This window comes from Streptomyces sp. NPDC023573, assembly GCF_055559735.1.
Genome location: NZ_JBVHKB010000001.1, coordinates 1 through 12,504, shown reverse-complemented (window position 1 = coordinate 12,504; position 12,504 = coordinate 1). Strand labels below are relative to the sequence as shown.

At 70.3% G+C, this 12,504-nt stretch carries 14 protein-coding genes; 7 read left to right on the top strand and 7 right to left on the bottom strand.

Translation table 11 applies throughout. The features are described from left to right. Nucleotides 1–69 precede the first annotated feature (69 nt). The 3 genes from ACZ32T_RS00070 to ACZ32T_RS00060 form a co-directional block, all read right to left on the bottom strand. Nucleotides 70–816: a transglycosylase SLT domain-containing protein gene (locus tag ACZ32T_RS00070; RefSeq protein WP_467274135.1), complete on the bottom strand. Its 747-nt coding sequence runs from the start codon at nt 814–816 to the stop codon at nt 70–72. Nucleotides 817–1,084: 268 nt separating this feature from the next. Then, the gene (locus ACZ32T_RS00065; protein WP_467364595.1) at nt 1,085–2,176 is read right to left on the bottom strand and encodes an S-adenosylmethionine:tRNA ribosyltransferase-isomerase; all 1,092 of its coding nucleotides are present in this window, start codon (nt 2,174–2,176) and stop codon (nt 1,085–1,087) included. Further along, on the bottom strand, nt 2,173–2,886 hold the full coding sequence (locus tag ACZ32T_RS00060; protein ID WP_467274155.1) for an SDR family NAD(P)-dependent oxidoreductase: 714 nt from the start codon (nt 2,884–2,886) through the stop codon (nt 2,173–2,175). Before ACZ32T_RS00060 ends, ACZ32T_RS00065 begins: the two co-directional genes overlap by 4 nt. Before the next feature lie 182 nt (nt 2,887–3,068). Between ACZ32T_RS00060 and ACZ32T_RS00055 the strand changes: the two genes are divergently transcribed. Together ACZ32T_RS00055 and ACZ32T_RS00050 are read left to right on the top strand one after the other, a co-directional pair. Further along, the gene (locus ACZ32T_RS00055; protein ID WP_467274132.1) at nt 3,069–4,214 is read left to right on the top strand and encodes a GAF domain-containing sensor histidine kinase; all 1,146 of its coding nucleotides are present in this window, start codon (nt 3,069–3,071) and stop codon (nt 4,212–4,214) included. Next, nucleotides 4,207–4,851: a response regulator gene (locus ACZ32T_RS00050; protein WP_099175983.1), complete on the top strand. Its 645-nt coding sequence runs from the start codon at nt 4,207–4,209 to the stop codon at nt 4,849–4,851. Before ACZ32T_RS00055 ends, ACZ32T_RS00050 begins: the two co-directional genes overlap by 8 nt. A 221-nt stretch (nt 4,852–5,072) precedes the next feature. Here the strand turns inward: ACZ32T_RS00050 and ACZ32T_RS00045 are convergent, their stop codons facing one another. After that, a complete protein-coding gene (locus tag ACZ32T_RS00045) occupies nt 5,073–5,852 on the bottom strand; it encodes a hypothetical protein (protein WP_467364593.1) in 780 nt (259 codons plus the stop codon). A 120-nt stretch (nt 5,853–5,972) separates the two neighbouring features. Between ACZ32T_RS00045 and ACZ32T_RS00040 the strand changes: the two genes are divergently transcribed. The 4 genes from ACZ32T_RS00040 to ACZ32T_RS00025 all read left to right on the top strand — a co-directional run bounded on the left by ACZ32T_RS00040 (nt 5,973) and on the right by ACZ32T_RS00025 (nt 9,177). Continuing rightward, a complete protein-coding gene (locus ACZ32T_RS00040) occupies nt 5,973–6,773 on the top strand; it encodes an ABC transporter ATP-binding protein (RefSeq protein ID WP_467274127.1) in 801 nt (266 codons plus the stop codon). 65 nt (nt 6,774–6,838) lie between these two features. Beyond that, a complete protein-coding gene (locus ACZ32T_RS00035) occupies nt 6,839–7,267 on the top strand; it encodes an NfeD family protein (RefSeq protein WP_467274125.1) in 429 nt (142 codons plus the stop codon). Nucleotides 7,268–7,395: 128 nt separating this feature from the next. Further along, a complete protein-coding gene (locus ACZ32T_RS00030) occupies nt 7,396–8,325 on the top strand; it encodes an SPFH domain-containing protein (protein ID WP_467274123.1) in 930 nt (309 codons plus the stop codon). Nucleotides 8,326–8,409: 84 nt separating this feature from the next. Then, a complete protein-coding gene (locus ACZ32T_RS00025; protein ID WP_467274122.1) occupies nt 8,410–9,177 on the top strand; it encodes a sulfite exporter TauE/SafE family protein in 768 nt (255 codons plus the stop codon). 71 nt (nt 9,178–9,248) lie between these two features. On the opposite strand, the gene ACZ32T_RS00020 is transcribed toward ACZ32T_RS00025, so the two are convergent. The 3 genes from ACZ32T_RS00020 to ACZ32T_RS00010 form a co-directional block, all read right to left on the bottom strand. Further along, on the bottom strand, nt 9,249–9,755 hold the full coding sequence (locus tag ACZ32T_RS00020) for an HNH endonuclease (protein WP_104790099.1): 507 nt from the start codon (nt 9,753–9,755) through the stop codon (nt 9,249–9,251). 141 nt (nt 9,756–9,896) lie between these two features. After that, complete coding sequence (locus ACZ32T_RS00015; RefSeq protein ID WP_467274120.1) at nt 9,897–10,430, bottom strand: YbhB/YbcL family Raf kinase inhibitor-like protein; 534 nt, start codon at nt 10,428–10,430, stop codon at nt 9,897–9,899. Nucleotides 10,431–10,485: 55 nt separating this feature from the next. After that, nucleotides 10,486–11,268 (bottom strand): sporulation protein, encoded by a 783-nt coding sequence (locus ACZ32T_RS00010; protein WP_356711821.1) that lies wholly within the window; start codon nt 11,266–11,268, stop codon nt 10,486–10,488. Nucleotides 11,269–11,470: 202 nt separating this feature from the next. Here ACZ32T_RS00010 and ACZ32T_RS00005 point away from each other — a divergent pair, with 202 nt between their 5' ends. Next, a complete protein-coding gene (locus ACZ32T_RS00005; protein WP_467364591.1) occupies nt 11,471–12,082 on the top strand; it encodes a DNA-3-methyladenine glycosylase in 612 nt (203 codons plus the stop codon). The last annotated feature ends 422 nt before the right edge of the window (nt 12,083–12,504 follow it).

Below are 12,504 nucleotides of genomic sequence, written 5' to 3'. Positions count from 1 at the left end.
CCGGCCGGTCACGCGACGCTGCGGACCGGCAGGTCAGCTCTGCCAGGTTGTGCTCGGTGCGTGCGTGGCTCAGTACGCGCTGTCGACGTTGTCGATCGAGCCGTACTTGTCCGCGGCGTAGTTGGCGGCCGCGGTGATGTTGGCGACCGGGTCGTACTGGTCGTGCTTGGTGCCCTTGACGTGGTAGTAGTCGAAGGTCGGCTTGATCACCTGCAGCAGACCCTTCGAGGGGATGCCGTTGATCGCGTTGATGTCCCAGTTGTTGATGGCGCGCGGGTTACCGCTGGACTCGCGGATGATGTTGCGGTGCAGGCCCTCGTACGTACCGGGGATGTTCTTCTTGTCCATGATGGCGAGAGCCTCACGGATCCAGCCGTCCAGGTTGTTGGCGTAGACCGGCTTGCGGTCGGCCGCGCGGCTGGCCTTCTTGGCGGAACGCTTCTTCGCGTCGGCCTTCGCCTTGGCGGCGGCCTCGCTCTTGGCCTCGGCGACGGCCTTGGCCTTCGCCTCCGCCTTGGCGGCGGCCTTCTTCTTCTCGGCGGCGTCCTTGGCCTTGGCGGCGTCGGCGGCCTTCACCAGCTGCTCGGCCGTCGAGTTCTTCTCGATCGCGCCGGCCTGGATGTTCTTGGCCTGCGAGCCGGTGTAGGCGACGGGCGCGGCGGCCGCGGCGGCCTGCGGCTCGGTGGTGGCCGAAGCGTCGTGCGGGACGAGCGAGAAGGCGACAGCGGCGGCGGCCAGGGTCGAGACCCCCGCGACGGAGAGCTTCTGCACCTTGTTCAGGCGACGGCTACGGCTGGAGATGCGGGACACGGACATACAGTCGTACCTCTTCGAATTGCAGGGGTCCTCGGCGAGGACGAGACGGAAGAGCCGAAGCATCTCCGTCGGGGACAGATGCAATTCTTAGCGCCAGCAAAATGGCGTGGCAAAGGTGTGACGTACGAAGCCGGGTAGTGGAACGGGGTCTTGTTCATACCTCCTTGTCCGTTTTGAGCCCGGGTGGGTTGCCCGTTTTACGCCAACTATCCGACTTCGTAAGTGACGTGGGTCCTATGCCTGGGCTCACATGGGGACCCCTTCGCGCTCACCAAAAGTTGCTCCAGTAATGCGGAGCGTAAGCGACTTGTCGGGCAGGGGGCAGTAGCAGGTGGGCGTCCCCGAACTCGTGCCAGAGATACCGGCGGTCCAGCGCCTGGGCGTACCCCCGCCGCAGCGTCTCCCGCCCCGCGACCGCCTCCAGCATCAGCAGGTGGGAGGCCTCGGGCTCGTGCAGTCCGGTCAGCAGCCCGTCCACCACCCGCACCCCCCGCTGCGGCGTCACCACCAGATCCGTCCACCCCGCCGAGGCCCGCACCACCGCGTCCGCGCCCGCCGCGGACTCCAGGGCCCGCACCGCCGTCGTCCCCACGGCGATCACCCTGCCCCCGCCCGCCCGAGCCGCGTTCACCAGCCACGCCGTGGTGCGCGGCACCTCGAAACGCTCCGGGTAGGGCGGCTCGTGCACCTCGGCAGAGGCCACCCCCGTATGCAGCGTCAGCGGTGCGAACTGCACCCCGCGGCTCACCAGCGCCGCCACCAGACCCGCCGTAAAGGGCCGCGCCGCACTCGGCATCTCCGCCGAACCGCTCCCGTCGGGCGACGGCACGGCGAACACCGTCCGGTACGCCGACAGCGGCTGGTCCCGCTCCGTGTACGCGTACCGGATCGGCCGCCCGTACCGGCTCAGCAGTCCGGGCACGTCCCTCCCCGCCCGCGCCCACCAGAGCCTGGCTCCCTCCCGCGGTCCGAGAGGCTCGTCCAGCACCAGCGCCTCCCCGCCCGGCAGCCGTACCGACGCTCCCGCCGGGCCGCCGGGACGCGGCCGGGTCGTCCCGTCACCGCCCGGCCGGCGCAGCTCCACCGCCCACCGGCCGTCCTCACCCCGGGTCGAGAAGTGCACGACGACCCGTTCGCCGCCCAGGCGCCCGTCGACCGCGGCCGCCAGCGTCATCGACGTGTTGACCACCAGGACGTCCCCGGCCCGCAGCTCGCCGGGCAGCTCCCTGAACCTCCGGTGCGTGACCGCCTCCCCCCGCGAGACCAGCAGCCGCACATCGTCCCGCCCCGCGCCCCGCTGCTCGGCCGGCACCCGCGCCGAGAGCTCCGGAGGCACCCGCAGGGAGTCCAGGGCGGTCACCGCTCCGCCCGCCGGTCGGCGTCCAGCAGTGCGGAGGCCGTGTACCTGCCGCTGGCGGGGCGCAGCTCCAGCAGCCGTACGAAGGCGGGAGCCACGCTCTCCGGACGCGGCCGGGGCCCGGTGTCGTCCGGCACCGCAGCCGTATAGAGGTCCGTCCCCATGTCACCCGGGTCCACCGCCCACACCCGCAGACCCGGCTCCTCCTCGCCGAGCACCGCGGCCAGCTGGTCGAGCGCCGCCTTCGACGCCCCGTAACCACCCCAGGTCCCGTACGGCTCGGTGGCCGCGTCCGAGCTCACCGTGACCACCGCCCCGGCAGCCGAGGCCCGCAGCAGCGGCAGCGCCTCCTGTACGAGCCCGAGCGCCGCGACCACATTCGTCTCCAGCGCCTGCCGCAGCCCCGCGGGCGGCAGCGCCTCCAGCCGTACGAGCGGCTCGGCGCCCAGGGCGCTCGCGTTGCTCACCAGTACGTCGAGACCGCCCAGCTCCCCGGCGGCGGCCACCAGGGCCGCACGGTGCGCCGGATCCGTGACGTCCCCGGCCACGGCCACCACGCGTGTCCCGTACCGGCCGCCCAGCTCCGCGGCCGTCGCCCGGAGCACGTCCTGCGACCTGGCGCCCAGCACCAGATCCCATCCCCTCCCGGCCAGGGCCGCGCCGAGCGCGCGTCCCAGCCCCTTCGAACCACCCGTGATCATCGCGATCGGCATGACAGCCATCCCCTCGCACCTCGTGGAGTTCCGACGCCACCCAACGTAGGAACGGTGCGAGGCCCGTCGCCTCGTCCATCCGCCGCAGCCGGGTACGGCACTTGGGACTAGGTCCGCAGCCCCCTACGACGGTGGTCCACAGCCCGATACGGGGGCGGTGGGCCCGCCGGTACGGTGAACACATGAGTCATCGCCCACCGTCGGGCCTAGCCGCTGTCAGCGCCGCGCTGCTCGCCATGAGCCGGCACCTGGAGATGACGGACGTCCTCAAGACGATCGTCGCCTCCGCCCGCGAACTGCTGGACGCCGAGTACGCCGCCCTCGGCGTGCCGGACGACCACGGCGGCTTCGCCCAGTTCGTCGTCGACGGCGTCAGCGACGAACAGTGGAAGGCCATCGGCCCGCTGCCCCGCCAGCACGGCATCCTCGCGGCGATGCTCCACGACGCGAAGCCCCAGCGGCTCGCCGACGTCCGCGAGGACCCCCGTTTCGAAGGGTGGCCCGACGCGCACCCGGACATGTCCGACTTCCTCGGCCTGCCCATCCAGGACGGCGACGAGACGATCGGCGCGCTCTTCCTCGCCAACAAGCGCTGCGACGGTCCGACGGGCGGCTGCAACTTCACCGAGGAGGACGAGGAGCTCCTCGGGATCCTCGCCCAGCACGCCGCGATCGCCCTCACCAACGCCCGGCTCTACGAGCGCAGCCGTGAGCTCACCATCGCCGAGGAGCGCTCACGGCTCGCGCACGAGCTGCACGACGCGGTCAGCCAGAAGCTCTTCTCGCTCCGGCTCACCGCCCAGGCCGCCGCTGCCCTCGTCGACCGTGACCCGGTGCGCGCCAAGGGCGAGCTCCAGCAGGTCGCCACCCTGGCCGGGGAGGCCGTGGACGAGCTGCGGGCCGCCGTCGTCGAGCTGCGCCCCGCCGCCCTGGACGAGGACGGCCTGGTCGCCACGCTCCGTACCCAGATCCAGGTCATGGACCGCGCCCACACCGCCCGCGTCACCTTCGAGAGCGCCGGGGTGCGCGCCCTGCCCGCCGCCCAGGAGGAGGCGGTCCTCCGGGTCGCCCAGGAGGCCCTGCACAACGCCCTGCGCCACTCGGGCGCCGGTCGGGTGGCCGTCACCCTCAGCCGGCACACCTCGGCCACGGTGCTGCGGATCACCGACGACGGCCGCGGCTTCGACACCCACGCAGTCCGGCGAGCGGGCCGTCATCTGGGCCTCGTCTCGATGCGGCACCGGGCCGGCGGCGTCGGCGGCCGCCTCACCGTCGCTTCGGAGCCCGGCAAGGGCACCACGGTCCAGATGGAGGTTCCCTGTGGCTGACAAGATCATCAAGGTGCTCCTGGTCGACGACCACCAGGTGGTCCGCCGGGGTCTGCGTACGTTCCTCGAGATCCAGGACGACATCGAGGTGGTGGGGGAGGCCTCGGACGGGGCCGAGGGAGTCGCCAGGACCGAGGAGCTGCGGCCCGACGTGGTCCTGATGGACATCAAGATGCCCGGCACCGACGGCATCGAGGCACTGCGCAGGCTCAGGGAGCTGGAGAACCCCGCCAAGGTGCTGATCGTCACCAGCTTCACCGAGCAGCGCACGGTGGTGCCGGCCCTGCGGGCGGGAGCGTCGGGTTACGTGTACAAGGACGTCGACCCGGACGCCCTGGCCGGGGCCATCCGCTCGGTCCACGCCGGCCATGTGCTGCTCCAGCCCGAGGTCGCCGGAGCGCTGCTGGCCCAGGACGACACCGGGAACGGCACGGGGCGGGGGAGCACCCTGACCGAGCGGGAGCGGGAGGTGCTCGGGCTGATCGCCGACGGCCGCTCCAACCGGGAGATCGCCCGCGCGCTGGTCCTGTCGGAGAAGACCGTGAAGACGCACGTCTCGAACATCCTGATGAAGCTCGACCTGTCGGACAGGACCCAGGCCGCACTGTGGGCGGTCCGGCACGGGGCGGCCGGCTGAGGAGGACGTTCTGCCGCAGGGCGAGCGAACGGTTCTGCTCCGGTCCGAGATTCAAGAACCTGCAGGAGGCCGCAGCCGTCACCATGATCGCCGGCGGAATCATCGCCGCCGGTGCCGGAGCCGAGGCCTGAACGGCTGACCGACGCCTCGCACCCCGCCGCCGGGCAGGCTCACCGGAGCCCGACCGGCGGCCGGGGCCCGGCGCCTGCCCGCCGCTCCCGCTACCGCTCCCGCTCCTCCACGTACGCGTTGTACGCCGCGACCTGCGCCCGCCGGGCCACCCGCTCCACCGGCCGCAGCGCCTCGCCCCGCGCCGCGATCTCGGAAGCGCTCACCGCCCCGCCGTGCCCGTTCTCATGAGCCACAGCCACCAGCAGTCCCACGCGCTGGGCCAGCTCCAGCACCCGCACCGCACGGGGCGGATAGCCCGGAGCCAGCACCTCCCGCCCCCGCTCCGCCCGCGCCCGGTAGGCGTCCACGGCGGCCTCCGCGACCGGACCGGACCCGGCGACGTCCAGTCGCGCCAGCACCGCCGTCGCATCCCGCAGCGCCTCGGCGAGCTCCCGCTCCGCCTCGCTCAGCGACGGCACATCGGCGGGCGGCGCCTCCCGCACCGGCAGGCAGCGCCACACCACCTCGACATGCAGGTCCCCCGCCGGCCCCGCCTCACTCACCTCCGGCACCAGGCCGTACGGCGCCCCGGACGCGACCACCGCCTCCTCCGCCTCCAGCGCGCGGGCGTTGAAGTCCGGCGGCCCGCTGAGCCCCAGCGGGTGCCCTGGCACCGGCAGCGCGACCCGGAAACCGGCCGCACCGAGCCCCCTCAGCCGGCCGAGCGCCAGCGTGAGCCCGACAGGCCCCGCCTCACCCGGCAGCCCCTCGACGCGGTGCACCGCGTCCTCCCCGACGATCGCGAGCGCCGCGTCGTCCGGTGACACAAGTCCCGCCAAAAGCGCGTTTCCCCATGCGGCAAGCCGCCCTGAGCGTGGTTCCGAAAGCATGGGAACAGCCTAGGGAACGGCCCCAGGGCCTGAGCACTCCTCGGGTGGCGTAGGTTTTCCCTGGGAGCTGTGCCCACAGGCACGCGACGATCTCGACACTGTATGGGGAGACAACGCGCCATGAGCGATGTACTGGAGCTGGTGGACGTATCCGTGGTCCGCGACGGACGCGCTCTGGTGGACGACGTCTCCTGGTCGGTCAAGGAGGGGGAGCGCTGGGTCATCCTCGGACCGAACGGCGCCGGCAAGACCACCCTCCTCAACATCGCCTCCAGCTACCTCTTCCCCAGCACCGGCACGGCCAAGATCCTCGGTGAGCGGCTCGGCGGCGTCGGCACCGACGTCTTCGAGCTCCGCCCCCGCATCGGCATCGCCGGCATCGCCATGGCCGAAAAGCTCCCCAAGCGGCAGACCGTGCTCCAGACGGTGCTCACCGCCGCCTACGGCATGACCGCCACCTGGCACGAGGACTACGAGGCCGTCGACGAGGAGCGCGCCCGCGCCTTCCTCGACCGCCTCGGCATGACCGAGTTCCTCGACCGCAAGTTCGGCACGCTCTCCGAGGGCGAGCGCAAGCGCACCCTCATCGCCCGCGCCATGATGACCGACCCCGAGCTGCTCCTCCTCGATGAGCCGGCCGCCGGACTCGACCTCGGCGGCCGTGAGGACCTGGTCCGCCGGCTCGGCAGACTGGCCCGTGACCCGTACGCCCCCTCCATGGTCATGGTCACCCACCATGTCGAGGAGATCGCGCCCGGCTTCACCCACGTCCTGATGATCCGCCAGGGCAAGGTGCTCGCCGCCGGCCCCATGGAGACCGAGCTCAGCTCCCGGAACCTCTCCCTCTGCTTCGGCCTGCCGCTCGTCGTCGAGCACCGCGGCGACCGCTACACGGCACACGGACTGCCCCTCGGCCAGTAGTCGCACCACAGCCAACCTCCTCTGCGCCCTGTCGGGGAAGGCACTCGCGGTCCTACGATGACCATGTGGACATCGACGCGTGGGTGTGGTGGCTGATCGGCGCGGTGGGACTGGGCATCCCCCTCGTCCTGACCGCGATGCCCGAATTCGGGATGTTCGCCGTCGGAGCGGTGGCCGCGGCCGTCGTGGCGGCCCTCGGCGGCGGCATCGTCGCCCAAGTCCTGGTGTTCGTCGTGGTGTCGGTCGCGCTGATCGCGGTCGTCCGCCCGATCGCGGCCAGACACCGGGCGTCCAGGCCGGGGGAGGCCACCGGCATCGACGCCCTGAAAGGCCGTCAGGCCGTCGTCCTGGAACGGGTGGACGGCAGCGGCGGGCGCATCAAGCTCGCCGGCGAGGTCTGGTCCGCACGCTCCCTCGACGGCGACCAGGTCTTCGAACCCGGCCGTCAGGTGGACGTCGTGGACATCGACGGCGCAACGGCCGTCGTCATGTGAGTGAACCGGTCACACGGCAGGCCGTAGTCTGCCAAACTCGAAGTCGATCATCATGAAACCGTCTTGACCGCTCGACCTCGATCTCGATCACCGCGATCCGTCGGCAACCGAAGGGCACGAGGCACACGATGAAACCGATCATCATCGTCCTGATCATTCTGGTGGTGCTCGTCTTCATCGCCCTGATCAAGACGATCCAGGTCATCCCGCAGGCCAGTGCCGCCATCGTGGAGCGCTTCGGCCGCTACACCCGCACGCTCAACGCCGGGCTGAACATCGTCGTCCCGTTCATCGACTCGATCCGCAACAGGATCGACCTCCGCGAACAGGTCGTCCCGTTCCCGCCCCAGCCGGTGATCACCCAGGACAACCTCGTCGTCAACATCGACACCGTCATCTACTACCAGGTCACCGACGCCCGCGCCGCGACGTACGAAGTCGCCAGCTACATCCAGGCGATCGAGCAGCTCACCGTCACCACGCTCCGCAACATCATCGGCGGAATGGACCTCGAGCGGACCCTGACCTCCCGCGAGGAGATCAACGCCGCGCTGCGCGGAGTCCTCGACGAAGCCACCGGCAAGTGGGGCATCCGCGTCAACCGCGTCGAGCTCAAAGCCATCGAACCGCCCACCTCCATCCAGGACTCGATGGAGAAGCAGATGCGCGCCGACCGTGACAAGCGCGCCGCCATCCTCACCGCCGAAGGCATCAGGCAGTCCGCGATCCTCACCGCGGAGGGCGAGAAGCAGTCCGCGATCCTGCGCGCCGAAGGTGAGGCCAAGGCGTCCGCACTGCGCGCCGAGGGCGAGGCCCAGGCAATCCGTACGGTCTTCGAGTCCATCCACGCCGGAGACCCGGACCAGAAGCTCCTCTCGTACCAGTACCTCCAGATGCTCCCCAAGATCGCCGAGGGCGACGCCAACAAGCTCTGGATCGTGCCCAGCGAGATCGGCGACGCCCTCAAGGGCCTCAGCGGTGCGTTCGGCAACCTCGGTGGTGGCGTCCCCGGTTTCAACACCGGCACGGAACGCAGGGAGCAGCCCCCGGTCGAATGACCGGAGAACACCTTCGTGCATGATCAGTGGGGCCCCTCGACCTTGAAGGCGGGGAGGCGTCACTGACCATCGAAGGAGATGGCCTTGTCCATCTGGGAAATGCTCGCGGTCTTCGCGGCCGGGATCGGCGCCGGCACGATCAACACCATCGTCGGCTCGGGAACGCTGATCACGTTCCCCGTCCTGCTCGCCACCGGACTGCCGCCGGTCACCGCGACCGTGTCCAACGCGCTCGGCCTGATCCCCGGCTCCATCAGCGGCGCCATCGGCTACCGCGAGGAACTGGCCGGCCAGCGCCGCCGCATACTGAAGCTGAGCGCCGGGGCACTGATCGGCGGACTCACGGGCGCCACCCTTCTGCTCGCCCTGCCCTCCACCGCGTTCGAGACGATCGTCCCCGTCCTCGTCACCCTCGCACTGGTGCTGGTCATCCTGCAGCCCCGCATCAGCAGAGCGGTCCAGCGCCGCCGCGACCGCACCGGCACCCCCGCCCGTGCGGACGGCGGGCCCCTGCTGTTTGCCGGAATCATGCTCGCCAGCGTCTACGGCGGCTACTTCACGGCGGCCCAGGGCATCATCTACCTCTCCCTGATGGGCATGCTGCTCGACGACACGATGCAGCGCCTCAACGCCGTCAAGAACGTCCTCGCCGCCGTCGTCAACAGCGTCGCGGCGCTCTTCTTCCTCTTCGTCGCGCACTTCGACTGGACGGCCGTGGTGCTCATCGCGGTCGGCTCCGCGATCGGCGGCCAGATAGGTGCCAGGGTGGGCCGGCGGCTCAGCCCGGGCTTCCTGCGCGCCCTGATCGTCGTCGTCGGCACCGCGGCCATCGTCCAACTGCTGCTGCGCTGACGGACGGAGCCCGTCCCCCCGGGCATGGGGGACGGGCTTCGCACATGGTCATGTGGGGACCGACGAGGCGTCTACGCCGCGGAGTGGGCCAGCCACTCCGGCAGCGCCGACCGGCCCCCGGCTCCCAGCGCGAGCAGCATCGCGTCCGCCGGCGAGGGCACGAACGGCTCCCGCAGCAGCGGCATGCCCGCCTGCTCCGGGGTCCGCGCCGCCTTGCGGTGGTTGTCCTCCGCGCACGAGGCCACGGTGTTCAGCCAGGTGTCCTGACCCCCCTGGGCCCGCGGGACCACGTGGTCCACGGTGCTGGCCCGCCGCCCGCAGTACGCACACCGGTGCTGGTCCCGTATGAGCACACCCCTCCTGGACCACGGCGCGTGTCTTCGGAACGGCACCCGTACGTACCGGCAGAGTCTGATCACCCGGGGTACCGGAATGTCCACGGCGGCGCCACGCATACGGAGCCCGGGATGCGACTGCTCGACGACAGCCTTGTCCTGCAGGATCAGAACCACCGCACGGTTGAGCGTCACCGTCGACAGTGGCTCGAAGCTCGCGTTGAGTACAAGTGTGTCCCGCATCCTGCCCACCTCCCGTGTGCCGCCCGTCTGTCGGCGGGCCCGGATCAACTCTGTCCGGGCGAGCCGTGATGGACAACGCAATAAAAAGTGCCCTGCCCTGGTCTCTCCAAGACCAGGGCAGGGCAAACAGCAGGCGAACCTTCAGCTTTCGGGGGCGGCGTACTCCCCGATCAGCTGGGCACGGCCCAGTGTGTGGAACCGCAGGTTGAATCCGACGACGGCGGGTGAGGCGTCGCGGTCGGGCCCGAGCTTCTCGGTGTCCACCGCGTACACGGTGAAGACGTAGCGGTGGTTCTCACCGGCAGGCGGCGCGGCACCGCCGAACTCCTTCGCCCCGTAGTCGTTGCGGGCCTGGACGGCGCCTTCGGGCAGACCCTCGAACGCCCCGCTCCCCGCACCGGCGGGAAGCTCGGTCACCGACGCGGGGATGTCGAACACCACCCAGTGCCAGAACCCGCTGCCCGTCGGGGCGTCCGGGTCGAAGCACGTCACGGCGAAGCTCTTGGTCTCCGCGGGGAAGCCCTCCCACCGCAGCTGCGGCGAGGTGTTCCCCGCCGCGAACACCTGGGCGTCCGCGAGTACGGCTCCCGGCGCGAGATCCTCGCTCACCACGGTGAACGAGGGCACCTCGGGATGGAAGTCGTGCGGCAGCGGCGCCCTCTTCGGCTCGGTCACGTCAGCACCTCTCCTGATCGGCTGTGCGTTCTTCCCACCGACCCTAGAGGGTGTCTCAGAGCCAGTTGCGCTGGCCGCCTACCTGCGCGAGCCACTGGTTGAGGTACGCCGCCCAGTCCGTGCCCTGGAAGTCGTTGAGACCGACCTTGAAGGCACGGTAGGAGTCGCTGCCCTCGCTGAAGAGCCCCGGCTTCTTGTCCATCTCCAGGATGACGTCCATCTCGCGGTCGTCCGCGACGAACGTCAGCTCCACCTGGTTCAGCCCCCGGTACTGCTGCGGGGGAACGAACTCGATCTCCTGGTAGAACGGAAGGCGCTGGCGCGTACCGCGGATGTGGCCGCGCTCCATGTCGGCGCTGCGGAAGCCGAAGCCAAGCTGGCCGAAGGCGTCCAGGATCGCCTGCTGCGCGGGCAGCGGGTGCACGTTGACCGGGTCCAGGTCGCCGGAGTCCAGGGCGCGGGCGATCTCCAGTTCCGTGGTCACCCCGATGTTCATGCCGCGCAGCTGCTGCCCGGCGAACATGGTGATGGGCGTCTCCCAGGGGATCTCCAGCCCGAACGGCACGACGTGCACCGCGCCCGCCTGCACCGCGAAGGCGCCACCGAGGCGCAGCTTGGCGAACTCGATGTCCTGCTTGGTCTCCTGGTCCCCGCCCTCGACCTCGACCCGCGCCTGCAGACCGACCGAGAGTCCCTCGATCTGCTGGTCCACGGACCCGCCCTGGATCCGAACCTCGCCCTGGACCACCCCTCCAGGGACGACGTTGAGTTCGGTGAGTTCGGTCTCGACCGAGGCACCGCCGGCACCCATGCTTGCGAGCAGCCGCTTGAAGCCCATGTTTTTCCTCCTAGGTCCTGTCCCCTACATACGCGCCATGACCGTAGCCGGTTCCCGTCGCACGGCTCCCAGTACCCTCGGACGACATGAACGAAGGCACGGACCGTACGCCGCTGACGCGGGACTCCTCCGACAGGACCGCCGCCCCGGAGGCGGCACCCGACCTCCAGGACCGGGACCTCGGCACGGCGAGGCGGTCGGCGTGAACGTCGTGGATCTCGCTCACCCCGCTGAGGAAGTCGCCCCGAAGCTCCTGGGCGCCGTCCTCACCCACGAGGCTCCCGAGGGAACGGTCAGCATCACCATCACGGAGACCGAGGCGTACTCCGGTGCGGCCGACCCCGCTTCCCACGCCTACCGGGGCAGGACACGCCGCAACGCGGTCATGTTCGGGCCCGCAGGACATCTGTACGTCTACCGGTCCCACGGCCTGCACTGGTGCGCCAACATCGTCACCGGAACGGACGGCACCGCGTCGGCCGTCCTCATCCGGGCGGGCAAGGTCATCGAGGGGGAAGACCTCGCACGTGAGCGGCGAGGGGCGAAGGTCGAGAGTGCACGCCTCGCGCGGGGTCCGGGGAACTTCTGCCAGGCGCTCGGCATCACGGCGGAGCACGACGGAACCGGTCTGCTGGCAGGCACGGCGGTCACGCTGTCCGACGGCGAGCCGGTATCCGACACGCTCATCCGGGTCGGCCCCCGGGTAGGCGTCAGCAAAGCCCACGACTGGCAGCACCGCTTCTACCTCGCAGGTGACCCGACGGTCTCGGCCTACCGCCTGAGCCCGAGAGCCAAGCCGGCCGCCGGAGTCTGAGCCGGCCGTAGCGCCCTCATGTGCCGTGCCGCGGGGCAACTTGACTCGTCCCTGCTGTTTCCCTAATGTAGTCCGAGCCGCTTGAACGGATGCAGTCGTTCTTGGCGCGGTCCATCGGACCGGGTCGAAGCATCGTGACAGGGCCAACCACTACCTACGATTCACCCCTGACGGGTGCAATTTCGGCTTGCCGGAATTCGCCCATCGACTCGATTATGAGTCGCCGAGGAAATCGGCTAATGTAGTGACCACGCCGAAAGGGAAACGCGAAAGCGAAGAACTGGAAAGCGATTGAGCAGGAACCCGCTTCGGCCGGGAATCGGACACGAAAGAGTCTGATAGAGTCGGAAACGCAAGAACAGAAGGGAAGCGCCCGGAGGGCCCCGGTGAAACGGGACCGAAGGAAGCGTCCGTTCCTTGAG